The sequence below is a fragment of the Deltaproteobacteria bacterium genome (assembly GCA_016874775.1).
Lineage (GTDB): Bacteria > Desulfobacterota > Binatia > Bin18 > Bin18 > VGTJ01.
Genome location: VGTJ01000079.1, coordinates 1 through 26,815, shown reverse-complemented (window position 1 = coordinate 26,815; position 26,815 = coordinate 1). Strand labels below are relative to the sequence as shown.

The window sequence follows — 26,815 nt, the reverse complement described above, 5'->3', positions numbered from 1 at the left end:
CGGCCTGAAAGGCACGGCGCTTGGCACCGCGCATCTGCGCTGCGGCTAAGCGCAAATCGGCAATCTGTTGCCCACTAATTTGTTGAGCACTTGGACTGGTGAAATCTTTCCTGAACACCCTAGCCCCTCCACCTCTCCCTACGTTATCTGTCTCTCCGCTATCGTACCTCACTCGCTCGGCTTTGGGTATCTTCTTTTCTCAAAATCACCTAATCTCGTTTATATCGCGGATGCCTGCGTATGGGGGCTGGGAGAACGCAAGCACGCACAACAGCGCTGACACAAAGCCGCCTGCCGCAACGAGAGGCATTCGCACATATGGAACTTGTAGTCTCGCTTCTTCTTCCGTTGCCCTCTTTGCAAAACGCAAACCAATGGCGAGGAGTATGGTGAACAACAGCGCATTCGCCGGAATTTGGAGAACAAAATCGAATCCCGCATGAAACGACATCACCCCGAGTGCAGCAGTTACGCCAATAACAGCAGGGGTACGGATCGTAGAGCGCGTGCGTAGCCCCCGCAGAAGGTGCACCCCCACACTCACGAAAAACCACCCGAGTAGCACCGTCCCAATGATACCGGCTTCAGTCAAACATTGGACATAATCATTGTGAGCTTCACGCCACGGGACTGAATTCCACGGCGGACGTTGATAGCGAGGGAACAGTTCTGACCACGCTCCCAGGCCGACGCCAACAACAGGGAAGTCAGTTACCATGCGGAGGGAATCCTGCCACACTGCAACACGATCGTGTAATCCACTCTGCTGCCCTACCGTTCTCTCGATGCGCAGGGTGATCTGGCGTCGTGCCTCGGAACCAATCATTGCCAACACCAAGAAAAATGCGAGAACGCCCCCAACAGGAACAAGCCAGCGAGGAACAGAACGGAGACGTTGCGGTTTCTGTACGTGTGAGCTGTGGTGATGTGACAACATGTACCAGCACACCGCGCTCCCACCGATAACTCCAAGCCAACCACCTCGCGATACACTCAGCAGAACGCCAACGCCGATTGTCAGCAGTGCAGCCACACAGAAGAGGCGCCAGCAGCGCACCCATCGCTGTACGACGAAGGCTTCTGCCTTCCACACCCCACACAACGCCAGTGGCCATATAAGCGCGAGATAGTTCGCGAAATGGTCGCTATTAACAAATGGCCCACTCGCACGCGGGATGATATCTGGACGAGGGCCATCCCAATCACTGGGAACCAAAACCCACAGAATCTTCCCATTCCACCAGTAGCGCTGGACAATACCAATGGTGGCGACCAGGAACCCGCTTATGACTATCGTAATCAACAGAAATGATAAAATTCTTCCACCCTGGTCACGACCCTCACTGTTAGCAATTGGATAACAAAGGATAAGGCTGAAGAGCGTGGCATAGGCGAGAAAGGTAAGAAGCGTGGCATACGTCATCGAGGGAGCTACTGAGATCGGCAACGGTGTTTCACCCCTCGCAGAGTCTCTTGCCTGACCTGCTGAGTCAGCCCCATTGCTCGCTTCTTCAGAGGCGAGCCACTCCACATACGGTATCTGTTCTGGCCATCCAGGTAAGCTCCGTGTGTAGAGTTCGTGTGTTGCTGGAGATAGATACGAGAGCAATCCTGGCGGCAATGGCACAAGTTGTACCCCACCAAAGACGACAAACAGCCACAAGGGTAACAAGATCTTACGTACCCCATGAACGATGGTCTCGGATGCTGGGTGATCGCGGCGTGCTCTTTGCCACTCCAGAATGACCAGCTTACTCATCCAGACCAAAGCCAGGAAGAACACCAGTGCTTCCATGAGCGAGATCGCCCAGAGACGCACCGTGCCAAAGGCAAGCGGGGTGCAGACGATCAGCGTGCCGATTCCTGCACAGATGAGATAATCGCAGCCTCGTACCACAAGACCAGGCTGATAGGCGTCACGTACCCGCATAGAGGCCCTTCGCCAGCACGCACTGCTGGCGTGTCCAGCAGTGCGCTTCTGTGTTCAATTGTTCACCACCACCCTCAGGGACAAGGAACGCTTATGCCGACATCTTTTCGTCCGTCTGGTGATAGTACGAGGAATAATGCCCATAATAATAGGCGTAATCGCTCTTTTGCATATCGACGCGATTTAACACCACACCAAGGATCTTTGCGCGAGCATAGAGTAATCGCGAGCGAGTCTCTTTCACCAGATGTCGCGGTGTTTTCTGGCCATTCACAACCAGGACTACCCCATCCACTAGCGTCGAGAGCAACACGGCATCGCTCACAGGCATCACTGGAGGTGAGTCGACCACGATACAGTCGTACTCCTGCAAAAAGGTGGTCAGCAATTCAGACATGCGACGGGAACCTATGAGTTCCGCTGGGTTTGGTGGAACCGCGCCACTGCTGAGCAAGAAGAGATTGGCCGTCGCCGTTGACTTAATCACTTCTTGTGGAGTACGTGTTCCAGTCAAGACCTCGGTTAACCCCGCCCAGTTACGCACCCCGAACACTTTGTGACACCGGGGACGCCGCAAGTCGGAGTCAATGATTAAGACGCGTAATCCCATCTGTGCAAAGATCACCGCGGTGTTTACGGCAGTAAGGGTTTTTCCCTCACCTTCAGTGGCACTCGTAAACAGCAAGGTCTTCGGCTGCTCGCCGGCACGCGAGAGGAAGATTGCAGTACGGAGAGTTCGGTACGCTTCGGAAATCACCGATAAGGGGTGATGCGACGAGATCAATTCGCTTTTACGAGGCGCAACGAGGGCACGAGCAGACTCTGGTTCTGGTTGTTCTCCGACCTCCTCGTCTTGGTCCTCTGCAGGCACATGCGCAATCTTCGGTAGATGATGTGTATCTTGCGCAAGGCTGGCAAAGTCAGGAACGACGCCAAGGCTCGGCAGCCCGAGATGGCGCTGGACATCGTCAGGCGATTTCACCGTGTTGTCCAGATATTCACGGAAGAAGGCGGCACCAACACCACCAAGGAGTCCAACGAACATGCTCAAAGCGAGAGCAAGACTCTTTCGGGGTCTGGCAGGATAACGTGGAGGGTCGGCCTTATCAACAATCGACACGTTTGAGGAACGCAGTTCTGCTGCTACCCCCATCTCTTTCATCCGTTGCAAAACGCTATCATATAGTTGTCGGTTGGTGTCCACTTCTCGCGCAAGGATGGCATAGGTCACTGACGCGTCTTTCAGCCCCAGGGTTGCCGCTTTCTGCTCTTCCATCTTCTCGCGCAAGCTGCCCTCTTTGTTCTCGGCAGTCAGATAAGCAGATTCCACCCCAGCCACCACTTTCGTGATTTCGCTATTCAAGCGTTGCTTGAGCTCATCAATTTGCGCTTTCATCTGCACGACCTTCGGGTAGTCCGCCTTGAAGCGTGTCAGGAGTTGCGCATGCTCGGCTTCAGAGGTTGCGAGTTGCTCCTTCAACGTCTGGATGAGCGAATTGTCCAATACGGCGGGCAGAGAGTTATAGTCACGTTTACGAACCAGACGCACCTGAGCTTCGAGCCCAATCCGCTCGGCCTCGGCCTCAGTCAACCGCCTGTTCAAATCCGACAAACGATCAACAACGATATTTTCTTTCTCATCTAAGGAGAGGATACCTTTTTCGCGGCGATAGTCGTTCAGGGCAGCTTCTGACTTCTCGACCCGTTGTTTTAGCTCAACAAGCTTTTCTTCGAGAAACTGCTGGGCTTCAACCGTCGCCTGGGTACGCAGCTCTACTCCGTACTCGGTATAGGCAGCAGTATGGGCATTGACCAGTTTCGCTGAGAGTTGCGGATCGGGCGAGCTAAAAATCACTTTTACTAACCGCGTACGAGGAAAGGGCTTGATCTCTAAGCGTTCGAGGTATGCAGCGACGGCCTGCGGATTCGCCACTAAGGCTTCCTCCTCCGCTGCTGGTGCAGGCGTCTCTTCCGTTCCCCAGAAGTTGACGGCACTCCATAGGGAAGCAAGAAAATCGCTGTCTTTCTCTGGCGCGGCAAACAACGAGCGCTGTTCCAGATCATGCTTGCGAATCACACGTGCGGCGAGTACACGGCTGCGGAGTAACTCATATTGCGTCTTGTAGTAATCGTATTCATCTGGCCCGATATTCTCGCTCTGAACCCCTTCAAACTTAATCGCTTGCGGCGCACGGCGTTCGATCAACACCGTAGACTCCGCTGTGTACTGCGGTGTCATCATAAAGACGACCGCAAAGGTCACCACGACAACACTCGCAACACAGGCGCTGATTAGCCACAGGTGCTTCCGCACGATTCGCCAGTAGTCACGCAGATGAGTATCTTCTTCAACGATTGGCTCGTGAAAACCCGGTGGAACTTCGTGAACCGGAGTCGGAGTCGGTTGAAGCACGAATGGAGACAGTTCACGCATACGTAGTACCTTTTCCAGAAACGGAGGACTCCCCCACTTCAATAATAACGGCGTTCACAGCCGTTGTCGGATCGATTGTGTGTTGCTGCTCCCGCCCTCAGACTGGTTCGTCCACCAGTGCTGACGGTAGGTCCTCTGCCTTAGTAGACAGTCGCGCCCACGCGAAACATGCCTGAGATAAGCGAGTACATCCCATACGGTGCAAGCTTCATCGTCGATGAGGGCATGGCAATGATGTCGCCTTCTTGTACTGGCAGGTCTTGGCTCTCCCCACGTTTGATTTTTTCCAAGTCAGCCGTAAACGAAACCTTCCCTCCATCCTTTTTCGTACGAATGAGTTCTACAGCGCCTGTATTGGCGGCAAAATGAGGCCCACCAGCTGCAGCAATAGAGCCGAGCAACGTCAAGCCAGGCGTAATCTTGTACGATCCAGGTTTCTCCACCCATCCTTCAACTAACACTTCTCCACTGCTCGGAATCATAATGACATCGCCAGGACGCACTGGAAGGGTCATATGGATCTGGCCGCCACCTTGAGACCAATTCTGCAGATTGATCACTACTGGTTCAGGTTTTGGGACAAGATGTGCATTTGGTCCGCTCCCAAATGCGGCGGCCATCCCTGCGGAGGGCTTCCCACCTTTGGCAACGGCCACGGATTCAGCAGGAAAGAGCAACACGCGCGGAGCCGCATCTTGATTCATTCCCCCAGCAAGACCAATGAGGTCCAGGATAGTATTTGTACCACTCGTGAGATCATACAGTCCTGGCTTTTGCACTGCGCCCGTCACCGCGACTTGGCGGCTGCGGTATTCGCGGACGAACACGTTCACTTGTGGTTCATTCATGAACTTCGCTTCGAGCCGACGGCGGACTTCATCTCGGAATTGGCTCTCAGTCATACCACCAGCTTGAATCAACCCCACCAGAGGCAGCGTCACCTTTCCTTCTCCACTCACCCGAGTGCTAAACGTCTGGATCTCATCCAGGTTAGGAACAGAGACCTCAAGGACGTCCCCCGGTCCGAGCGGGTAATCCGCTAACGCATCCTCACGTGCACGGGTCTGCCAGAGCCCGGCCAATACCTCAGCATCGGAGGGAGCCAAAGCGTTGGCAACAGGCGGCACCGCCCCTCCCGAGCTGGATGAGACTAGCTCAACACGATTCACAGCAATCACAGGTTCAGCAGCGTTGCTGGCTGTCGGCACGGTCGACAACGCAACCGGAGCAGGTCGCGTTGTTGGTGCACATCCAAAAAGTGCCAGCACGAACATGGCAAACGAGATACAACCCACGGCAAAACGCATAAGTCACTCCCTACGTTCTACGTTCTTTACCCTCTATTAGTTGGACTCTGTTTCGGTCCGTCTTCCTTCGCGTCATTGAAGTCCTCTTGCGCATCCTCGAGATCTTCTCTTGCGTCAGCGATCCTTTGCTCCGCCGCATTTATGGCGTCCTGATCTCCCGCCTCCTGCGCTTTCTCTAGCGCTTTCTCCGCCTTTTTGAGTTCGTCCTCAGCTTTGACGAGTGCAACCTTGGCAATTGCGACCTCGACCAGTTCTTCAACTTTGTCGATTTTAACGGCGAGCTTGCCGTTCTTTTTATCGAACTCGGCTTGGGTAATCTGGCCTTTGGCTAATTTGTCTTTGAGGTTATTTTGCTTGGCCTCAAGCTTAGCGAGTTTCGCTTTGACTTTTTCCGCCTTCTTCTTCGCCGCTTTAACTTTCTTTGAATCTTCACTATCGTCGTCTTGTCCTCTGGCAGACTTTTCAATTCCTGCAACGACCACCACCGGTCGGGACAGAGATGACGAATGAGAGAAGTCGACAAGTGCGGACAGATTGTCAGCGAGAGCGGTTGATGTCCCTAATCCATAGGACAGCGCTAGCGCAAGCAAGGCAGTGTAGGAACGCGCAGAGCGGAAATTGATCATATACATTATCCTCCGCTCTGAATGATCGGGAATGATGATCCATTCTTTAGAGGGAAAAACTTGCCGCTTTCAGGGAATGAAGCACAATGACACGGTAGGTATCATTGTGTTAGCACACCCGTGGGGTAACAAACAGAGAGAAATTGGAGAGTCAGGTCATTCTGAGACAAAACGAGACCCTCCACCACCGGGGGAATCGAGAGGAGAGCGCGGGAGTTATCCCTTAAATCAGACCTGAGAACATTCGTACACGTTACACTCCAGACGCCAAATCGTGTCATTTTGAGCGCAGCGAAGAATCCCTCCGAGAGACCCTTCGTTGCACTCAGGGTGACAGCGCGAGTGTACCAATCTTTCATGGTCCGATTTAGTACAAAGCCGTCGCCGCTAACAAAAACTACGAGAGCCCGCCCGCGAGCCGTTCCTCACAACGGAGGATTTCCTCACGGAACAGCGCTAACTTTTCTTCACCGCCGAGAGATCGTGCAAGTGTCTCGCCTTCGCGTAATACCGTGAGCGTCTGCTCGATCTGGCCTTTGGCGAGAAGGACTCCAGCTTTACGAAATATGCGACTCAGTTGTGCCGCGGGCGTACGCGCTGGGGATTCAGCCACGGGAAGGTCCTTTCTGTGTCAGTCGGCGACGACGCGCCTCAAGGACGCGATTCAATGCGGCCTCCAGTTCAGCATTCCTTAGCGCTGGCACGTGGAGCGGTGTAAACGGTGGGAGCGGGAGATGGCGAGGCACTTCGGAGCGCAGGGCAACGGCTTGTACTGGACCGATCACGAACATAATCTCTTTGACCGTCCCCTCGCCGAGAGTTTGATTGAGGCGCTCCCGCAGCCGCCATTTGACGAACTGGAGTTCTTGCATAAAGACAGAACTCGCAACCGTCACAAAAAGTTTTCCATTCTGAATTTTATTCGGCCGCGCCTTGCGGGCCAGTGTCCCACCAACGACCTCTTCCCACACCCGCCATACTTGATACTCGCGCCATCGCGCGGAATTCGTGAGATTCGGGATCAATCCCCCAAGAATGTCCGAGGTAGCATTCCACGATGAATTTTCATTCTGCCGTGCCATGAGCGCAAATCATTGCAAAAAAACTGCGACAGAAAAAGTCAAGAGCGCTCACCACAATGGCTTGAGTTTTTTTTGCTTGACAACACAATATGTAGTGTGTAATCACATTCATATTGCAGTCACGCTCGAGTGACCTTTTACACGAGGAGGAGGGGGTATGGCGGAAAAGCTGAGGAAGAAGGTGGCCATGGAACAGAATCTCACCTCACGCGCTGATGCGGAAGCAGTACCAAACAAACGTCGCGGTCTGAGTTTCAAGCGGTATTTTACCCGCCCGGGTATTCATCCCTACGCTGAAATTGAATGGGAAAAACGAAGTGCGGTCATCTCCGGAGAAAAGGGTGACACCGTTTTTGAGCAACACGAGGTTGAGATTCCCAAACCGTGGTCTCAACTTGCAACGAATGTGGTGGTGTCTAAATATTTTCGTGGACAACTCGGCACCCCGCAGCGTGAACACAGCGTGAAGCAGTTAATTAGTCGCGTGGTTGACACTATCACGAGTTGGGGCCGCAAAGACGGATATTTCGCCAGTGACGACGACGCACGGGTTTTCTCTGAAGAACTCACGCACCTCCTTGTTGAACAACGGCTCGCCTTCAACAGCCCGGTGTGGTTCAATGTTGGGGTCGAACCTCACCCGCAATGTAGTGCGTGTTTTATCCTCTCAGTAGATGACAAGATGGGCTCCATCTTGGACTGGTACCGTAAAGAAGGAGTGATCTTCAAAGGTGGCTCAGGATCAGGCGTCAATCTGTCGCGGATTCGTTCCTCCAAGGAGCGCTTAGCTGGCGGTGGCACGGCGTCAGGTCCAGTCTCGTTCATGCGCGCTGCAGATGCCTCAGCCGGGGTCATCAAATCAGGCGGGAAGACGCGTCGGGCAGCGAAGATGGTGGTACTCAACGCCGACCACCCCGATGTTCTCGAATTCGTCAACTGCAAAGCCGCGGAAGAAAAGAAAGCCTGGGCACTCATCGAAGCTGGCTATGACAGCTCTATCGACGGTGAGGCCTATAGCTCAGTGTTCTTCCAAAATGCCAACAACTCTGTGCGCGCAACCGATGAGTTCATGCGCGCAGTCGTTGAGAATCGTCCATGGTCTACACGCTATGTCACCACTGGCGATATTGCCTCGACCGTACCTGCACGTGAACTTTTGCAGAAGATTTCTGAAGCCACCTGGTTCTGTGGCGATCCAGGGATGCAGCTTGACACGACGATCAATGCCTGGCACACCTGCCCCAACACCGGGCGGATCAATGCCAGCAACCCCTGCTCCGAATACATGCACCTGGATGACAGTGCTTGCAATTTAGCTTCGCTCAATTTGATCAAGTTCGTCAAAGACGACGGGTCCTTTGACACCGTGTCGTTCAAGCATGCGGTCGATATCAGCATTACGGCACAGGACATTGTCGTTGATAATTCAAGCTATCCAACGTCAGAGATTACAGCGAACGCGAAGGCCTTCCGTCAACTTGGTTTAGGATATGCGAACCTGGGTGCGCTGTTGATGTCACTCGGGTTGCCCTACGACTCAGAGGCAGGCCGCCAGTTCGCTGGAGCGATTACAGCCTTAATGACCGGGGAAGCATACTTGCAATCTGCTCGTATTGCCGAGCAGATGGGTTCCTTCTCAGGTTATACAGTCAACCGTGAACCGATGCTTGGGGTTATTGAAAAACATCGCGTCCACGCACACAAACTCGACCCCTCTCTCGTTCCGCTCGATTTGCTCCCTGATGCGCGGAAGTCGTGGGACGAAGCATTGGCTGTCGGGCGTAAGAGTGGCTATCGCAACTCACAAGTGACAGTTCTTGCGCCGACTGGCACCATTGCCTTTATGATGGATTGCGACACCACGGGGGTAGAACCCGACATTGCTCTCATCAAATACAAACGGTTAGTCGGCGGCGGGCTGTTGAAGATCGTCAATAATACCGTTCCCCGTGCGCTCAAACGGCTCGGTTACGACAGTCAGGCGATTCAGGGCATCGTTGAATACATCGACGAGCATGAAACGATCGAAGGAGCGCCACTCCTCCGGAATGAACATCTCCCGGTTTTTGATTGCGCGTTCAAACCCACCCGTGGAAGTCGGTCCATTCACTACCTTGGGCACCTCCGTATGATGGGCGCTGTGCAGCCGTTCCTCTCTGGTGCGATTTCTAAAACGATCAACATGCCACACGAGGCAACGGTTGAAGATATCATCGAGGCGTACCTTGAAGCGTGGCGATTGGGGCTGAAGGCAGTCGCGATTTATCGCGATGGGTGCAAACGCGTGCAACCACTAGCAACCGGAGAAAAGAAAACCGAACAGGCTGTGCCGGTAACCGTGGCAGAACCTACCCCTATCCGCCGCCGTCTACCAAATGATCGCGATGCAATTTGCCACAAGTTCGATATTGCCGGCCATGAAGGATACATTCATGTCGGTTTTTACGAAGACGGCACTCCTGGTGAGATCTTCATCAAGATGGCGAAAGAAGGCAGTACGATCTCTGGATTAATGGATTCGATCGCGACACTGACTTCCCTCGCGTTACAGTACGGAGTGCCACTCGAGGCGCTGGTGAGTAAATTCGGTCATGTCCGGTTCGAGCCATCGGGCTTCACCAAAAACCCAGAGATCCCATACGCAAAATCACTCACAGATTATATCTTCCGCTTCTTAGGCCACCGCTTCTTACCTGCCGAACAAAACCAGGAGGCCGGCCTGGCTGATGGGAATGGCCAACGAGAATCCTCACGGAGTGAGACCGAGCGTTCACATCCTCCGACCCCCACGGATGACGCCAGGGCAACGCTCAACGGAACAACGTCACGGCACCACCATGGAGCAGCCGTAGCGTATGTAAACGGTACTCACCCTTCCCACGAGGATTCTCCACGGTCAGCGATGCAGGATGGGCTCGCCGCAACTCCCGGAAATAGAACCTGGCAGTCACAAGCTGACGCACCGAGTTGCTCCGACTGTGGCTCGATCATGATTCGCAACGGATCGTGTTACAAATGTCTGAATTGTGGAGCGACGAGTGGGTGCTCATAAACAACAGGACAAAGGAATGACAATTGTGAAGTTGGGTGTGGAGGCACAGCGCCGGGGGGTGTAGCGGAGAGGAGCCTCCAGGGGAGGGAGTAGGCCGGATATCAAACCGGGCGGGGCGTCGACCAGACGCCCCGTGGTCGTTTTATTTTCTTCTACTTATCAAGCAACGTGCATCTTTAGCTTACGTGCACATTTGATGTATGCATCAGCCTAGACCCAAGGTCTATACGGTCTCAGAATTTGCCTCGCTATTTGCGACCTCTTCTCGCGTCATCCGCGAGCTGATTCGCAAAGGAGACATTCCTGCGCTGAAAATTGGCCGCTCGTATCGCATTCCCCGAAAAGTTGCCAGCGAGTACCTCGCGCGTGCGGTACCGCCAACTCCTCGCGCAGCACCTAAATCTCGCGGTCGTGAGATAGACACGCTAACCGGATTTTTGTTCCCAGTTGATACATTGCACTAATGCGGCCGGCTTTGGCCTCTTGCGGCCTTCTCTTGGTCTCCAGTTGCCTCTCTCCTAATTGCTCAGTGTCACTGGCATCGGCTCAGGATCAGAATACGAAATACCATACACAAGATGTGGTCCTGCGGTTTTCGCGATCGTCACTTTCTTTGGCCCCAGGCGTGGAGTGATATGCAATACGAATCCGTTCTTCGCGGTAAGTAGCCGACTCGGCTTTTGTTGCTGCGTGGAATGTTGCTCCATACATCCTCATTTTCACAATGGCGATAGTGAACGTCGTTACCTTACTGCTCGACTGTCCGTCTGACAAGAACCTCTCATTCGCGGCATACCATCACAAGTTGTTCATCGTCCACGAACAACCAACATCGACCAGTTCAGTACCGTCACGTGCCACGACACGGTAAATGGTTATACTCGGCGCGGGTGTTTTCCCGTGCAGTGAGCTTGACTACTGTCGGGACTATCCTCTTACATGAATGATGTCGCCACGGTGTTCTATTCCACCTGTCCACCAAGAGGATGCGCAAGCGCAATTTGCAACAATCGGTGATGCCGCGTCGGCATGGGAGGAAGATTTTGCGGATCAAACCATGCTGCTGCAAGCGTCTCTACACCGTCAGGTATCGGCGTACCGTCTTCAATCTCAGCGCGAAAGAGCGCTGCCGCAAGCTGCACTTGGTTCCCGTCGCGATAGGTATGGAACATCTCCGGTCCGGTAAAGATACCGACGAGTTGTGTCGGGCGAATACGCAACTGCAATTCTTCGTAGGCTTCACGCACAACAGTTCCAGCTGGGGTTTCCCCTAATTCCATAATCCCAGCGGGAAGACCCCACGTGTGACTATCGGAGCGAAGCCCGAGCAAGACATACCCATCAACATTTTGGATCACCGCGCCAGCCGTCATCAGTAATACACGTGCAGTGCCAATACGTTTGCGCAGCTGCCAAATATAACTCTCCTCGGACGAGGTAGAGAGCGGAGCATCAAAATGTGGCGCAAGATTGGCCTGGAGCGTCTCAATCATGGCGGTATACCACGGTGGACATGGTTTCGGTGGGGCGTGGAGTGGAAAAAACTCACTGGCGGTAGACTCGACACCATCAGGATGAAGCTCTCCCCCAGTAACTACACATTCCAACGCGACGGTAAACTGCTGTGCTTCGTCACCATTGGGATAACGAAGATCCCATTGTGGAGAAGCATAGAGCCCAACCAGGCGCTGCACTTTGACCTGTAGGCCCGTTTCTTCCCGTACTTCTCGTATGACACATGCCCTGAAGGTCTCTCCGATTTCGACCAGGCCACCGGGAAGCCCCCACCACGAAAAATCAGTGCGCCGATGAAACAGTAACCGACCCGCGTCGTCACGCACCAGGGCGGTTGCGTAGGCAAGCAGCGTCTTGCGCGAACCGATTTTTCCACGCAGCCAGGAGATATAGTCGGTAGGCATACTCGTGAAGTGAGGACTCAGAAATGGGGAGGAGGAAAAGGCAATTCTCAGGGAAGAAACAGTCAGTTACTCATCCTGGGTCACGCGTAAGACTTCAGCAACTGTCGTCGTTCCCTCACGAACTTTGCGCCAGCCATCCTCACGGAGGGTACGCATCCCCTGAGTGACAGCAAAATTCTTAATAATGTCAGACGAGGAGTGTTTGAGTATCAGCTGTCGTACGCCCTCATTAATAATCAGCAGCTCAAAGATGCCACTCCGGCCATGATAGCCGGTCATGTCACATGCTTCGCATCCACGGGCCTCGTACGCGGCCATCGGCGTGCCATGCGCTCCGTTGGTCCCATCAGCGATGTTGCCGTTGTCGCTCAGTAGCACTCCGCCTTCGACGGGACGACGACAATGAGGGCACAGCGTACGCACTAGGCGTTGTGCCATGACGGCAAGCAGGGAAGAGGCAAGCAGATAGTCTTCAACTCCCATTTCGAGGAGACGAGAAATCGCCCCCGCAGCATCATTGGTATGAAGCGTGGAGAACACTAAGTGACCCGTCAATGCCGCTTGCACAGCGATCTCGGCAGTTTCAAAGTCGCGGATTTCTCCGATCATGATCACGTCAGGGTCTTGTCGCACGATGGAGCGTAACCCGTTGGCAAAGGTGAGACCGATCTGTGGCTTAACGTGAATCTGATTCACACCAGCAAGTTGGTATTCAACCGGGTCTTCGATGGTAATAATCTTCTTGTCTGGCGAATTAATCTTATCAAGCGAGCCGTACAGCGTGGTCGTTTTTCCACTCCCGGTCGGACCGGTGACAAGGATCATGCCGTACGGGCGGGAGATCTGCTTCTCGACCTCACTCATGGTATCTGTCGGAAACCCTAAGGTCTCAAGGCTCACGACGATACTTGAGCGATCGAGGATACGCATGACCACACTCTCACCGTAGAGAGTCGGTAACGTTGAAACACGCAGGTCGATTTCTCGTCCCAGCATCCGTAATTTGATACGTCCATCTTGTGGTAACCGACGCTCAGCAATGTTGAGCTTGGCCATCAGTTTGACACGCGAGATCAAGGCCGCTTGGAGTTTGCGTGGCGGAGCCTCCACATCATGGAGAATACCATCAATGCGGTAACGAACCTGCAGTTCTTTTTCGAACGGTTCGATATGAATGTCTGAGGCGCGACGTTCAAGCGCTCGGGCAATGAGCGTGTTCACCAAGCGAATGACCGGTGCTTCACTGGCGAGGTCACGCAGGTGCTCGACGTCTTCCTGATCGTCCTGCAGATACTCGACTTCTGCAGTTTCATTCTCTCCATTGCGCTCAGCCGGATCAGACGCGCCATCGGCATAGTAGGTATTCAGGGCTTCAAGAATATCACGCTCTTTAGCAAGACAACGGCGTAACCGCATTCCCGTTGCTTTCTGCAATGACTCAACCACATAGAAATCGCCTGGATCGACCATCGCCACGGTTAGTTGATCCTCTTGCACGGCCACAGGACAAATGCGGGACTGACGGAAGAATCCAGGGTTAATAGTGGCAAAAGAGGGGGGCGTCTGTGGAAAGTCTCTCGCAGTGAGGATTGGCGCTTGATAATATTCGGCAAGAAAGTTCAGCAGATCATCTTCCGACAAAAACCCAAGTTCGACCAGGAGGCGTTCGAGAGATTCACTCCTCTCCTGTTGCACGCGTTGGACGCGCCGCAGATCCTCAATAGAGATCTTACCGGTTGCCAGTAGTAAAGATTCAAAGCGGGTCATAGGGGTACCGCCGTTACACCATCTCTTCAGCCTACGATTATCGGATGCGTACGAGAGGACTATAACCGCTCGTACGAAGACTTAATGGATCAAATCGCCCAGTCGGTTCCAGCGTACCCACGACTCATCGCTGTTCCACGACCAATAAATCAGAAACGCTTTTCCTTTAACATCATCGACGTCCACGAACCCCCAGAAACGGCCGTCATGACTCTCATCGCGATTATCACCCATCACAAACAGTTTATGATCTGGTACCGTGATCGGACCGAGATTGTCCCGTGGGCCGGGGTTCTCTTGCTCTCCATACTTGAACGTCGCATGCGGGTCGTCCATCTTGGCGCCATTCAAGTAGACAGTCTTGTGACGAATCTCGACCGTATCACCACCGACGGCAACGACCCGCTTAATAAAGTCTTTACTGCGATCACGCGGGTACACGAAAACAATTACATCTCCCCGAGTCGGCTGTCCCCACTCCCAGAGTGTCGTCTCCAACGGGTAGGGTAAGCGCAACCCATAGAGGAATTTACTCACCAGGATATGGTCGCCGATTTGCAGAGTTGGCAACATCGACCCTGACGGAATTTTGAATGCTTGAACAATAAAACTGCGAATAAAGAAGGCAAGGAGAAGAGCAACAATGAGTGCTTCAGCATATTCGCGAGCAACAGACTTCTGTTGGTTCACTTGTATCTTACGAGATACCGCGTTGAGATCTTGAGCAGGTTGATCAACAGCCACCGTCGATTCGTCAACACTCGGCAGTTTATTTCCCACAGCTTCCCCTTACGAACAAGCAAACTCGAAAGGCCAAGGTCAAGAGTCCCGGACACGCAACAGGGCAAGGAACGCTTCTTGGGGCACTTCCACTCTGCCGACTTGTTTCATGCGCCGTTTTCCCTCTTTTTGTTTCTCTAGCAGTTTTCTTTTGCGTGTAATATCCCCGCCGTAACATTTTGCAGTGACGTTCTTCCGTAGGGCCTTGACCGTCTCCCGCGCAATGATACGACCACCGACAGAGGCCTGTAGGGCAACCTCATACATCTGCCGTGGAATCAGCTCACGCATCTTCTGTGTCAGCTCTCGCCCCCGCGTGTACGCTTGCTCTTCGTGCACGATCAGTGAGAGCGCATCAACAATGTCACCATTAATCCGGATGTCGAGCTTCACCATCTTTGCCGGTCGGAGTTCCAGGTATTCGTAGTCAAACGAAGCATAGCCACGGCTCACCGATTTGAGGCGATCATGAAAATCGATAACGATTTCATTCAGCGGCAGCTCGTACTGCACCATCACCCGGTTCACCCCTGGATACTTGAGTTCACGTTGAATGCCCCGTCGCTCCTGGCAGAGTTGCAAGACGTTACCCAAGTATTCCGTCGGGACATGAATGGTCGCCAGGATGAACGGCTCTTCAATATGGGCGATCTCTTGTTCAGAAGGTAACAGCGCCGGGTTCTCTACGAGGAGGGTCTCTCCGTCCAACTTCACTACACGATACTCAACTGTGGGTGTCGTGGTAATGAGATCTAAGCCGAACTCGCGTTCCAAGCGCTCCTGAACGATTTCCATGTGCAGAAGACCAAGAAACCCACAGCGGAAGCCGAAACCCAAGGCTAAAGAACTTTCTTTCTCGTACGAAAAAGCGGCATCATTCAGGCGAAGTTTCTCGACTGCATCACGGAGTGTCTCGTATTCGCTTGAGTCCACCGGGTACAATCCGGCGAACACCATTGGCTTTGCGGCTTTGAAGCCAGGAAACGGTTCAGGTGTAGGATTGGCAGGATCAGTCAGAGTATCGCCAACACGAGCCTCGGTCACTTCCTTAATGCCCGCCATCACGAAACCCACTTCTCCAGGACCAAGGGCGGTTACCATCAGCGGCTTGGGAGCGAACACCCCTACTCGCTGGATTTCGTACAGTTTGCCGCTCGACATGAGTTGCATTGTCATGCCTTGCCGGACAACACCATCGAAAACCCGAACGAGAATCACCGCCCCTTGATACGTATCAAACCAGCTATCGAAGAGGAGCGCTTTCAGCGGCGCATGCTCATCTCCACCGGGAGGGGGCACCGCTCGCACGATCCCTTCAAGGACTTCGGCAATGCCACGTCCTTCTTTGGCACTGGCCAACACGGCATCGCTACCATCAAGACCAATGACATCTTCGATTTCTTTGCGAACGCGCTCCGGTTCAGCACTGGGAAGGTCAATTTTATTGATCACCGGCAATAACTCAAGGTGATTATCAAGCGCCAGGTAGGCATTCGCCAAGGTCTGGGCTTCGACGCCCTGGCTGGCATCAACAACGAGAATCGCACCTTCACAGGCGGAGAGGCTCCGCGACACCTCATAGGAAAAGTCCACGTGTCCAGGGGTATCGATCAAATTGAGATAGTATTCTTCACCGTTCTTGGCATGATAGCGCAGTCGCACCGTACGCGCTTTGATAGTGATACCGCGCTCTTGCTCCAAATCCATGGTATCGAGAAACTGCGCGCCACTTTCTCGCTCGCTAATCGAACCAGTGAAGGATAACAGCTTATCGGCCAGTGTTGATTTGCCGTGGTCGATGTGAGCAACGATGCTAAAGTTCCGAATATGATTAGTGTCCATGTATCCGTGTACGGAAGAACTCGACCGTCTGTCGCAGCCCGTCTTCGAGTTTTACTTCGGGCCGCCATCCGAGCAGTTGCGCAGCACGCGCTGCAGAGAGCACACTACGTCGTTGTTCCCCAGGTTTAGCGGGACCATGCTTTTCTTCTGCCGTTGAACCAGTGAAACGACGCAGGTGTCCGAACAAGACATTTACATCAGTTTCAATCCCTGTACCGATATTGATTGGTCCGGTGAAGTTCACCTGCAACGCCGCCAGGTTGGCGCGCGCTACATCACCAACAAAGACGTAGTCACGGGTTTGTTTCCCATCACCATTGATAACCGGTTGCTCACCAGCGAATAACTTCGTGGTAAAAATCGCCACGACACCAGCTTCGCCATGCGGACTCTGGCGCGGGCCATAGATGTTCGCATACCGTAGAGCAACGTACGGAACGCGATGTTCAACCTGATAGTAATACAGATAGTGCTCCCCTGCCCGTTTGCTGACACCATAGGGACAAATGGGATGAGTCGGGTGGCTTTCATCAGCGGGAAACTGTTCCTGCTCACCGTACACCGTTCCTCCAGAAGAGGCAAAAACGATTTTCTTGACTCCCGCCTCACGGGCCCCTTCGAGCAAATTCAACATGCCCATGATGTTGATCCGAGCGTCAAACAGAGGGTCGGCAACCGAACGTCGTACATCCATCTGCGCAGCATGATGATTCAAGATTTCTATTTTCTCACGAACGATGAGTTGCCTGACAGAAGGGTCCTGAATATCCGCCTGAACAAACTGCGCTTTGGGGTGAACATTCTCTCGCACGCCACTCGATAAGTCATCAACGACAAACACCTCGTGACCCGCGTTAATATAGAGGTCAATAACATGCGAACCAATAAAACCAGCGCCACCTGTAACCAGTATCCGCATAATAAGCCTCGGCTCTTCGTTAGCTCTTCTGCACTTTATCAGCAAAGTAAGAGATGGTCTGCCGTAATCCTTCTTCAAGCGTCACACGAGGTTCCCAGTTATTCAACACGCGACGAGCAAGCGTAATATCAGGCTGCCGCACTTTCGGATCATCGACTGGCAATGGCTTGAAGGCGATTTTACTTTTGCTCCCTGTGAGCTGAATAATCAATTTGGCAAAGTCGAGGACGGTCATTTCCCGCGGATTGCCGATATTCACCGGACCATCATGATCCGAGCGCAACAAGCGCGTGATCCCTTCCACCAAATCATTCACAAAGCAGAAGCTCCGAGTTTGCCCGCCATCGCCATACACCGTGACATCTTCACCACGGAGCGCTTGCGCAATGAAATTCGGTACCACACGCCCATCGCGCAACCGCATACGTGGGCCAAAGGTGTTGAAAATTCGCACGATGCGGGTTTCCACTTTATGGGTGCGGTGGTAGGCCATCGTCATCGCTTCAGCAAAACGCTTCGCTTCATCATAGACGCCGCGCGGGCCGATTGGATTCACATTGCCCCAATAATCCTCCTTCTGGGGATGGATCAGCGGGTCACCATAGACTTCAGAGGTCGACGCCAGCAGAAAGCGCGCCCCCTTCTCTTTCGCCAGGCCAAGGGCCTTATGGGTACCGAGGGACCCCACTTTCAACGTCTGAATTGGTAATTCTAGATAATCAACCGGACTGGCGGGTGAGGCGAAATGCAAGATCGAGTCGACCGGACCTTTTACGTAGATGTAGTTTGTCACATCTTGTGGAATGAACGAGAAGCGTTTATTCGGGAACAAATGAGCAATGTTATCTGCATTGCCGGTGATGAGATTGTCAACGCAGATAACCTCATCTCCTTCGTTAAGAAACCGTTCGCACAAATGCGAACCGATAAACCCTGCCCCACCAGTAATCAACACACGCGCCATACAAAAGATCCTTCCTCAGAAAACGGACATGGCCTACAACTCTGAACTTCAGAAGATTCACATCTCGGCAGAGTCACCCTGAACAGAAGTGAAGGGCCTCTCAAAGAGATTCTTCGCCACACTCAGAATGACACGGCTTGGGAGCCTCTCGCTTCGTTTCCCCTATTGCTCCACCATCAAGCGGCCAATCGGATAGTAAGTAAATTTCTCCTGCTTCATCTGTGCAGGTTCATAGAGATTCCGTCCATCAAAAATAATCGGTGTCTTCATCAGTTCACGCATACGGGCAAAATCTGGGCGGCGGAATTCGTTCCATTCCGTAACGATGAGTAACGCATCCGCACCAGGGAGGGCGTCGTAGTTGCCACGATGATACGACACACGATCGCCAAGGACCTCGCGCGCACGAGTTAGTGCCTCTGGATCATGGACTGCAATTTCAGCCCCGGCTTTCAGAAGGGCCTCGATAATTACCAGCGACGGTGCTTCGCGCATATCGTCAGTCCGTGGCTTGAAGGCCAACCCCCACACGGCGAATTTCTTGCCGCGCAATTCCTTGCCAAAGCGAGCGAATACTTTATTGACCAGCAATTCTTTTTGCTTTTCGTTGATGACTTCGACCTCTTTCAACAACGAAAAGTCCATCTGGAACTCTTCCGCAGTGCGGATCACCGCACGCACGTCTTTGGGAAAGCACGAGCCTCCGTATCCAACCCCAGGAAACAGAAAGTAATGGCCGATGCGACGGTCAGAGCCGATACCACGCCGCACATCGGAGACGTCGGCTCCGGCTTTTTCACACAGATTTGCAACTTGATTGATGAAAGAGATACGCGTAGCCAAAAACGCATTGGCCGCATATTTCGTCATCTCGGCGCTACGATTGTCCATGACCAGGATCGGATTCTCCGTACGCACAAAGGGCGCATAGAGTTCTTTCATCAGTGACAACGCATGCTCGCTGTTGCTGCCAAGAACAACGCGGTCAGGCTTCATGAAGTCTTCGACCGCAGCACCTTCTTTGAGGAATTCGGGGTTAGAGACAACATCAAAGGGATGGGTGGTATTCGCCGACATCGCGGCCCGCACTTTATCCGCCGTTCCCACCGGCACCGTGCTCTTGAGGACAACAATACGATAGCCAGGCATGACTTTGGCAATGTCCGACGTCGCTTTGAGCACCATGCTCAGATCAGCTGAGCCGTCGTCGTCTTGTGGTGTACCAACAGCGATGAAGCAGACCAGTGAGTCTTTAACCGCCATCGACAGATCAGTCGTGAAGCGTAACCTTCCATCGTTGACATTACGACGAATAAGTTCTTCTAAGCCCGGCTCATAGATAGGAATCTTCCCGTTACGCAAGTCGGCAATTTTCTGCTCATCGATATCGACACAAATGACATCGTTTCCGCCTTCGGCAAAACACGTTCCAGATACGAGCCCAACGTATCCGGTTCCAATGACACACAGTTTCATGCCCTCTCCTCTCAACTAGAGGTAGTTTTCATTCACCAACATGTCGAGAGATTTCAGTTGTTGAGGAAGAATACGTTCCTATTGTCCCACGTTCTACCACCACTAGCGTGGTTACCGTCCCAGCTTCTACTCTAGCATCTCTTTTATCAGGTAGACAGGCTTTTGCTGACTTTCATGGTAGGTACGAGCAAGCATTTCGCCCAAAAGCCCAGTCGAGACAAACTGCACCCCGACAATAACGAGCAAAATCCCAAGCCACAATAGTGGTCGACCAGCCAGTTCCATCCCGAAGAAGAGACGTTCGATGCCCAAAACCGTGACGATTCCCCCTCCCAATAATAGAGCCAAAAGGCCAACGAAACCAAAAAGATGACTCGGGCGCGTGGCGTAGCTGGTGAGAAACTTTACCGTCAATAGGTCAATAATGACCCATAATGTACGAGCTAGGCCGTACTTTGATATCCCGCGAGTCCTGGCGTGGTGAGTCACAGGCATTTCTGTGATCCTTGCTCCCAAGTCCCCGACCAGCGCTGGAATGAACCGATGCATCTCGCCATATAACTTGAGCCCTTTGGCAACGTCACGACGAAAGACTTTGAGCGTGCAGCCATAGTCATGAATTTTGACTCGCGTGGTCCAACCGATGATACGGTTAGCAATTTGTGAAGGTAACCGACGATGAAGGAAGGGATCTTGCCGGTTGAGCCGCCAACCGTTGACGAGGTCGTAGCCTTCATTGAGTTTAGCGATCAAGCGAGGGATATCCGCTGGGTCGTTCTGTAAATCGCCATCAAGAGAGACGATAATCTCACCGTGAGCGTAATCAAATCCCGCTGCGAGGGCAGCAGTTTGGCCAAAGTTCCGACGAAACCGGATTACCTTAATACGCGCATCTTGCGCATGCAGCTCCGACAAAATTTTTCCACTCTCATCGGTACTGCCATCATCGACCAAGATCAGCTCGTACGTCCACCCAGTCGGGTCGAGCACAGCCTGAATGCGCTGACAGAGCGGGACAAGGTTCTCAGCCTCGTTATAGACGGGAACGACAACAGAAAGATACATAGAAAGTAGTCAGCATTCAGTAGTCAGCATTCAGTAATCACAAAAGAACGCCAGGGAATGACTCTTTGTTCCATGCTGGCTACTGACTACTGGCTACTTTTTTAGAATTCGGTGAGACTCACAAACTGTCGGTAGCGGCGGTCAATGTCATCACGGGTGAGCGTGCGAAGGCGATTGAGGCTGAAGTCTTCCACCACAAAGGACGCGACAACACTACCATAGACGATCCCTTTGCGGATATTCGCTTCGGAGAGGTCGCCTGACGACGCCAGGTATCCCATCATACCGCCAGCAAACGAATCGCCTGCGCCGGTGGGATCGAAAACTTCTTCAAGTGGGTACGCTGGAACCGCAAATACTGAGTTGGGCGAGAAAGAGAGGACACCATACTCACCCCGTTTCACGAGTAGAGTCTTCGGTCCCATACTGAGAATTTTCCGTGCCGCGCGAACAACATTGGTCTCACCACTCAACATGCGTGCTTCTTCATCATTGATAACCATCATTTCGACGCGCTTGAGCAGGGCTTCGAGTTCTTTCCGTGCACCTTCAATCCAATGGGTAATCGTATCGCAGGCAATAAGGCGAGGAGTGGTCGTTAATTGATCAAGCACGCCATCTTGGAGCCCTGGGTTGATATTAGCCAAAAATACAAAGGGAGAATTGCGGTAACTTTGCGGCAGTACCGGAGAAAACGTCGAGAACACATTCAGTTGTAGGTCTAACGTGTCACGCATGTTCATGTCTTCGTGATACCGACCGGTCCAGCGGAAGGTTTTCCCCTTCGCGGCGGAGAGTCCTTCCAGGTCAATATTGCGCGAGGCCAGGAAGTCTTTCTCCTTTTTGGGAAAGTCTTCACCGATGACCGCAACCAGTTTCACTGGGGCAAAGCAACTGGCCGCCACTGCGAAGTATGAGGCTGATCCACCCAACACTTCATCGGCACGACCATGATGCGGCGTCTCAATGGTATCGAAGGCAACTGACCCAACAACCAGAATACTCATGCTGTTTTTCCTTTACTCGCCAAGATATTTACTTACGAGAATCGACAGTTCGTGTTTCACATTTTGTGGGATCGCGGCACGATCAGTGATGATGGCATTCTCCAACGCCTGTCCACAGCGACACGGACGTGTTGACGGTAACTGTGGGATCACGTGTGCGATAATCTGCTGCGCGCTCGTTACGTTCTTATTGAGGATCGCAAGAATTTCTTCAATGACGACATCCCCGGCTTCAGTATTCCAACAATCATAATCGGTCGCTAACGCCAGCGTTGCAAAACATATTTCCGCCTCGCGGGCGAGCTTCGCTTCTTGGAGGTTGGTCATGCCGATCACATCCGCTCCCCAACTACGATACAAGAATGACTCCGCCCGTGTCGAGAATTGTGGACCTTCCATACAGACATAGGTGCCACCGATATGCATCGTGGCATTAACGCTCTTAGCTGCATTGCCAAGCAGTTGGATCAGATCGCCACACATGGGATCAGCAAAGGCCACGTGGGCAACAATTCCGCGCCCGAAAAATGTGCTGATGCGTCCACGGGTGCGATCAATGAACTGGTCAGGCAAAACCAGATGCCCTGGTTCTATTTGTTTTTTGAGGCTGCCGACAGCACTCACAGCAATAAGGCGCTCAACGCCGAGTTTCTTCATACCATAAATGTTGGCACGAAAATTCAACTCTGAGGGAAGAATGCGATGGCCACGTCCATGCCGTGGCAAAAAAGCAACCTTGACTCCACCAAGCTCTCCCACGAAATAGTCATCTGAGGGATCACCAAAAGGTGTGGAGACTTTCACCCACTCACCATGCTCAATTCCACTCATCTGGTAGAGCCCACTACCACCGATTACGCCAAGAGTCGTCATACTCGATTCTTTCAATGCTCTTAGGTTACAGGTAACTGGTTACGGGTTATAAGAATTAAGAAGCGTCGAGCCTTATCAATCAGCGTTGCTCACCTGTCCTCTGTAACCTGTACCCGCGAAGAGGAGGAGGTGGACGGGGCGTGAAACGCAGCCAATTGCCCACACGCCGCTTGCGCATCCTGCCCCCGGCTTTCACGAATCGTCGCATGGATACCTTTATCAAGAAGAATCTGCCGGAAGTGATCGATCTGCGGGCGTGGAGTCGGTAAGAAAGTTGATCCAAGGAACGGATTAAACGGAATAAGATTCACTTTTGCACGTAGTCCATGCAGCAATCGCGTCAGTCGTCGCGCATCCTCACTACTATCGTTCATCCCTTTCAACATCGTATAGGCAAAGGTCACACGTTTACGCGGAGACATGGGTAGCGAACGACACGCAGCCAATAATTGCTCCAACGGAAATCGCCTATTGATCGGCATCAACGAATCACGCAATTCATTGGTCGTGGCTGTCAATGATACAGTGATGTTCACATTGGTTTCTGCTAACAAGCGGTGCATTTGTGGGACCAAGCCTACGGTGGAAACTGTGACTCGACGCGGCGAGAAATTGAGTCCCCAATCTGCAGTAATGACGTGTAACGCCTTGACAACTTGATCATAATTCGCAAGGGCTTCACCCATCCCCATAAAGACCAGATTCGTCAGTTTTTGTTCAGCCGGGAGAGATTGCTGTACTTCCCAGATTTGGCTGAGAATCTCCGTCTCCGTGAGATCACGCACGGGACGGACTTGCGCAGTGGCGCAGAAGCGACATCCCATCGCACAGCCGACTTGAGAAGAAATACACAGAGTGAGGCGATCTTCAGCCGGGATCAAGACACTCTCGATATGACGATTGTCTGTAAGCGCAAAGAGGAACTTCCGTGTGCCATCGCTTGCTTGTGTCGTCCTCGCGCACGAGAGCCGGTCTACAGAAAATGCCTGTGCTAATTTCTCACGCAAAGCGAGCGATAGGTCACTCATCTCATCAAACGTCGTCGCACCGCGCTGATAGACCCACTTGAGAATCTGAGCAGCACGATAGGGTTTCTCGCCATGCTCAACGAGCCAGGTTTCGAGGTCGGTCTTGGTGAGGCTCTTAATATCCATTACAAGATCAACAGGTTTAAAGTTCAAAGTTTAAGGTTTAAAGTTGACACTTTGGGGCTAGAGACTGGGGGCTTGTAAAGCAGAAAGTTTCACGTTTCACGCAACACGTTTCACGTTTTTCACCTTCCGACAGCCTAAATCCTATGGCCTGTTTTGAATATCCATCTCACTAAAAAAGTACCCGATCTCCCACTTCGCAGTGTCTGGAGCATCAGAACCGTGGGCCGCATTTTTCTCAACATCCGTCGCCCAATCTTTACGAATCGTGCCTGGATCAGCCTTGGCTGGGTCAGTCGCACCCATCAAGCGGCGGTTGGTTTGAATCGCATCTTCACCTTCAAGTACAGAAATGAGCACCGGACCGGATGACATGAAGTCAGTCAGGCTATTAAAAAACGGACGTTCTTTATGGACGGCATAGAACCCCTGCGCTTGGGCTTTGCTCAGGGTCATCATTTTCGCAGCGACGATTTTGAGTCCCGCCTGCTCAAAGCGGCGAAGAATGTCGCCGATCGCGTTCTTTTTCACAGCATCTGGCTTCACAATTGACAGTGTACGTTCCTTCATTGCCTTCCTCTTTCTAATAGTCGCCGTAATGTATCGGTGCCCTCGGAAGGGGTCAACGAGGTTGGCATCATCCGTAGCGATACCAAGCAACCGCAGACAGCCCACACAAATAGGACGGTGACTAATAGTGGAGCAACAGCGATGAAGAGCATCAAGAGGACGCGCATGGGCAGTTCTCGAAACGACGTGTTACACCTTTTTCTGCCTCGCCAGATATCAACTACGATGGATGATAAAATCCATCATTGCGAATCGACTCGAGAGCCTTGGTCAGCGTTAGCTCCAACTCCGTTTCCACCCATTTCCCCGTGTACCGCATAAACGAAAGATTGAAGCGGTTTCCTCCAACATACTCCAAGCGCGTGAACGGACTATCGAAGAATGGGACCATCGCCGTTGGACCAGGGCAGGCATACTTTGCCACGAAATAAAAATAGTTCCGATGCCACTTGGTGAACAAGTCAACAATGTAGTTGAAGCGCTGCCCCTTTGGTGGTGGCTTGATATGTTGGAGCTTCCACTCGTCAATAAGCTTTTGCCCTTGTTCGGACACTTCAGTCTTTACTGCATCGGGAATTTTTGCTTTCGGAACGGCGCGTGGCGCATAGACCCACATCTTAGGTGGAAGTTTTCGTTTTGCCATACTGATTCTAATCTGCTGACCTCATCAGAGGAGACTTCGCGATCCTTTCAAGGGAAAAGGGAATACCGTAGTCGGATCAAATAGGCAAGAAATCGTTACGGCAAATTCAATGGAGGTGGTGGCGGAGAAAAATGCAGGCCACAACCTCGGTAGGCTTTTTTTACTGCTGTCCAGTCTGAGGAAGGATCAACCAACGCCAGCCCAGCCAGCGCATGGCACGCCTCAGCGTGGTAGCCAAAGCGTTGCGCGTCTTGCAAGCTCCGAGTGAGTTCACGTTGCGCCCGTTGTGGCTTGCCTTGCAGAAAGGCTAACTCCCCTACCCCTAAACGACAGTAAATCGCGCCACGATGATCGCGGGTTTCACGAAAGAGCTTTTGGGCACGAGCGAATTCAGCAGCACTGCGCTGATAGTCTCCGCGCATTTTGTGTACTGTCGCCATCGCCCACACTGTGTACGCGAAACTGGCTTTGTCGCCAATGCGTCCGTACAACTTCTCAGCTTTGGCGAATAAGCGCATGGCGTCGTCGTATTCTTTATGCATGCGTGCCGCGTTGCCTAAGCCGCAGTAGGAATAGGCGCGCCCATAGACATCACCAATTTTCTCAAACAGTGCGTTGGCTTCTTGATAGTAGCGGCGGGTGTCGGCGAACTTGCCCATCAGGCGGGAGGCACCAGCTAAGCCGCATAACGCATAGCCAATACCTGGTTGATCTTTTTGTTGCTTTGCAAGTGCTAAGGCTTTGCGGAAATGGGCGACCGCTTTGCGGAGATCGCCACAGAAGCGGTAGGTGCTGCCAATCGCCCAGAGGATGAAGCCTTCACCTTCTTGAGCACCTGCAGCACGGTAGAGTTGTTGCGCTTCGGTCAGATATGGCAGTGCACGTTCAGGATTTCCTTGGGCACGAAGGCTCAGCCCTACTCCGGCTATGCTTTCGGCTAATCCTTCTTTGTCGTCAAGATCGGCTGACAGTTGCACTGCGCGTGAGTATGCGCGTTGCGCTTGTGCGAACTGTCCAGTCATGCGCAGGCAATCGCCGATGCCGATTGTGGCATCGCGTTGGCCTTCACTCTCTTTTGCTGCTTTATATGCGGCTTGGGCTTGGCGGTATAAATCGAGCGCTTCAGCGAAGCGACTCTTTTGACGAGCGCGTTCGCCTTGTTGGAAGAGTTTCGCGGGCGTGGTGAGCACAGAAGACATAAGGCTACTTGAGGAAACGATCTTATTATAGCTGTTTACACCTGCGTTTATCCGCATTCTCAGCTTTCGACCCTCACCCTAGCCCTCTCCCTGGCAGGGCAATGACATTAAGTTTACGCGAGTATCCGTTTGCCATATTTCGCGAACCGCAGTCGATGGGCCGCCGAGCGTTTGCGGCGGGGGAACTGGCGGCCCGGCCGCTGACGAGT

General features: G+C 52.7%; 23 protein-coding genes. 2 read left to right on the top strand and 21 right to left on the bottom strand.

The features are described from left to right. Positions 1–205: 205 nt before the first annotated feature. The 6 genes from FJ147_14530 to FJ147_14505 form a co-directional block, all read right to left on the bottom strand. A complete protein-coding gene (locus FJ147_14530; protein ID MBM4257101.1) occupies positions 206–1,930 on the bottom strand; it encodes a hypothetical protein in 1,725 nt (574 codons plus the stop codon). Positions 1,931–2,021: 91 nt separating this feature from the next. Continuing rightward, the gene (locus tag FJ147_14525) at positions 2,022–4,364 is read right to left on the bottom strand and encodes a polysaccharide biosynthesis tyrosine autokinase (GenBank protein ID MBM4257100.1); all 2,343 of its coding nucleotides are present in this window, start codon (positions 4,362–4,364) and stop codon (positions 2,022–2,024) included. A gap of 140 nt (positions 4,365–4,504) precedes the next feature. After that, entirely contained in the window at positions 4,505–5,671 is a 1,167-nt protein-coding gene (locus tag FJ147_14520) for a hypothetical protein (GenBank protein ID MBM4257099.1), read from the bottom strand. 26 nt (positions 5,672–5,697) lie between these two features. Continuing rightward, positions 5,698–6,297, bottom strand: a complete 600-nt coding sequence (locus FJ147_14515; protein MBM4257098.1) for a hypothetical protein — start codon at positions 6,295–6,297, stop codon at positions 5,698–5,700. Positions 6,298–6,694: 397 nt separating this feature from the next. Beyond that, complete coding sequence (locus tag FJ147_14510; GenBank protein ID MBM4257097.1) at positions 6,695–6,910, bottom strand: hypothetical protein; 216 nt, start codon at positions 6,908–6,910, stop codon at positions 6,695–6,697. Beyond that, entirely contained in the window at positions 6,903–7,379 is a 477-nt protein-coding gene (locus FJ147_14505; protein MBM4257096.1) for a DUF721 domain-containing protein, read from the bottom strand. Before FJ147_14505 ends, FJ147_14510 begins: the two co-directional genes overlap by 8 nt. A gap of 187 nt (positions 7,380–7,566) precedes the next feature. Between FJ147_14505 and FJ147_14500 the strand changes: the two genes are divergently transcribed. Beyond that, positions 7,567–10,431, top strand: a complete 2,865-nt coding sequence (locus tag FJ147_14500) for a vitamin B12-dependent ribonucleotide reductase (GenBank protein MBM4257095.1) — start codon at positions 7,567–7,569, stop codon at positions 10,429–10,431. A 200-nt stretch (positions 10,432–10,631) separates the two neighbouring features. After that, positions 10,632–10,895: a helix-turn-helix domain-containing protein gene (locus tag FJ147_14495; GenBank protein ID MBM4257094.1), complete on the top strand. Its 264-nt coding sequence runs from the start codon at positions 10,632–10,634 to the stop codon at positions 10,893–10,895. 54 nt (positions 10,896–10,949) lie between these two features. On the opposite strand, the gene FJ147_14490 is transcribed toward FJ147_14495, so the two are convergent. The 15 genes from FJ147_14490 to FJ147_14420 all read right to left on the bottom strand — a co-directional run bounded on the left by FJ147_14490 (position 10,950) and on the right by FJ147_14420 (position 26,663). Beyond that, the gene (locus FJ147_14490) at positions 10,950–11,138 is read right to left on the bottom strand and encodes a hypothetical protein (protein ID MBM4257093.1); all 189 of its coding nucleotides are present in this window, start codon (positions 11,136–11,138) and stop codon (positions 10,950–10,952) included. A 255-nt stretch (positions 11,139–11,393) separates the two neighbouring features. Beyond that, positions 11,394–12,350: an NUDIX domain-containing protein gene (locus tag FJ147_14485; protein ID MBM4257092.1), complete on the bottom strand. Its 957-nt coding sequence runs from the start codon at positions 12,348–12,350 to the stop codon at positions 11,394–11,396. 66 nt (positions 12,351–12,416) lie between these two features. Then, positions 12,417–14,117: a type II secretion system protein GspE gene (gene gspE / locus FJ147_14480; GenBank protein ID MBM4257091.1), complete on the bottom strand. Its 1,701-nt coding sequence runs from the start codon at positions 14,115–14,117 to the stop codon at positions 12,417–12,419. Between the two features lie 81 nt (positions 14,118–14,198). After that, entirely contained in the window at positions 14,199–14,807 is a 609-nt protein-coding gene (lepB, locus tag FJ147_14475) for a signal peptidase I (GenBank protein MBM4257090.1), read from the bottom strand. Between the two features lie 129 nt (positions 14,808–14,936). Then, a complete protein-coding gene (gene lepA / locus FJ147_14470) occupies positions 14,937–16,739 on the bottom strand; it encodes an elongation factor 4 (GenBank protein MBM4257089.1) in 1,803 nt (600 codons plus the stop codon). Next, the gene (locus tag FJ147_14465; protein MBM4257088.1) at positions 16,729–17,658 is read right to left on the bottom strand and encodes an NAD-dependent epimerase/dehydratase family protein; all 930 of its coding nucleotides are present in this window, start codon (positions 17,656–17,658) and stop codon (positions 16,729–16,731) included. Before FJ147_14465 ends, lepA begins: the two co-directional genes overlap by 11 nt. 19 nt (positions 17,659–17,677) lie before the next feature. Then, positions 17,678–18,622, bottom strand: a complete 945-nt coding sequence (locus FJ147_14460) for an SDR family oxidoreductase (protein ID MBM4257087.1) — start codon at positions 18,620–18,622, stop codon at positions 17,678–17,680. 162 nt (positions 18,623–18,784) lie between these two features. Next, positions 18,785–20,098: a UDP-glucose/GDP-mannose dehydrogenase family protein gene (locus FJ147_14455; protein ID MBM4257086.1), complete on the bottom strand. Its 1,314-nt coding sequence runs from the start codon at positions 20,096–20,098 to the stop codon at positions 18,785–18,787. 126 nt (positions 20,099–20,224) lie between these two features. After that, positions 20,225–21,163, bottom strand: coding sequence for a glycosyltransferase family 2 protein (locus FJ147_14450; GenBank protein MBM4257085.1), 939 nt, complete (start codon positions 21,161–21,163; stop codon positions 20,225–20,227). A 101-nt stretch (positions 21,164–21,264) separates the two neighbouring features. Then, positions 21,265–22,170 (bottom strand): sugar kinase, encoded by a 906-nt coding sequence (locus FJ147_14445; GenBank protein ID MBM4257084.1) that lies wholly within the window; start codon positions 22,168–22,170, stop codon positions 21,265–21,267. A 12-nt stretch (positions 22,171–22,182) separates the two neighbouring features. Then, positions 22,183–23,043, bottom strand: a complete 861-nt coding sequence (gene mtnP / locus FJ147_14440) for an S-methyl-5'-thioadenosine phosphorylase (GenBank protein MBM4257083.1) — start codon at positions 23,041–23,043, stop codon at positions 22,183–22,185. Between the two features lie 89 nt (positions 23,044–23,132). Continuing rightward, the gene (gene rlmN, locus FJ147_14435) at positions 23,133–24,197 is read right to left on the bottom strand and encodes a 23S rRNA (adenine(2503)-C(2))-methyltransferase RlmN (protein ID MBM4257082.1); all 1,065 of its coding nucleotides are present in this window, start codon (positions 24,195–24,197) and stop codon (positions 23,133–23,135) included. 141 nt (positions 24,198–24,338) lie between these two features. Then, positions 24,339–24,764 carry a nucleoside-diphosphate kinase gene (locus FJ147_14430; GenBank protein ID MBM4257081.1) on the bottom strand — a complete coding sequence of 142 codons (426 nt, stop codon included), beginning with the start codon at positions 24,762–24,764 and terminating at the stop codon, positions 24,339–24,341. 220 nt (positions 24,765–24,984) lie between these two features. Then, on the bottom strand, positions 24,985–25,317 hold the full coding sequence (locus tag FJ147_14425) for a hypothetical protein (GenBank protein MBM4257080.1): 333 nt from the start codon (positions 25,315–25,317) through the stop codon (positions 24,985–24,987). Between the two features lie 185 nt (positions 25,318–25,502). Further along, on the bottom strand, positions 25,503–26,663 hold the full coding sequence (locus FJ147_14420; protein ID MBM4257079.1) for a tetratricopeptide repeat protein: 1,161 nt from the start codon (positions 26,661–26,663) through the stop codon (positions 25,503–25,505). Positions 26,664–26,815: the final 152 nt, after the last annotated feature.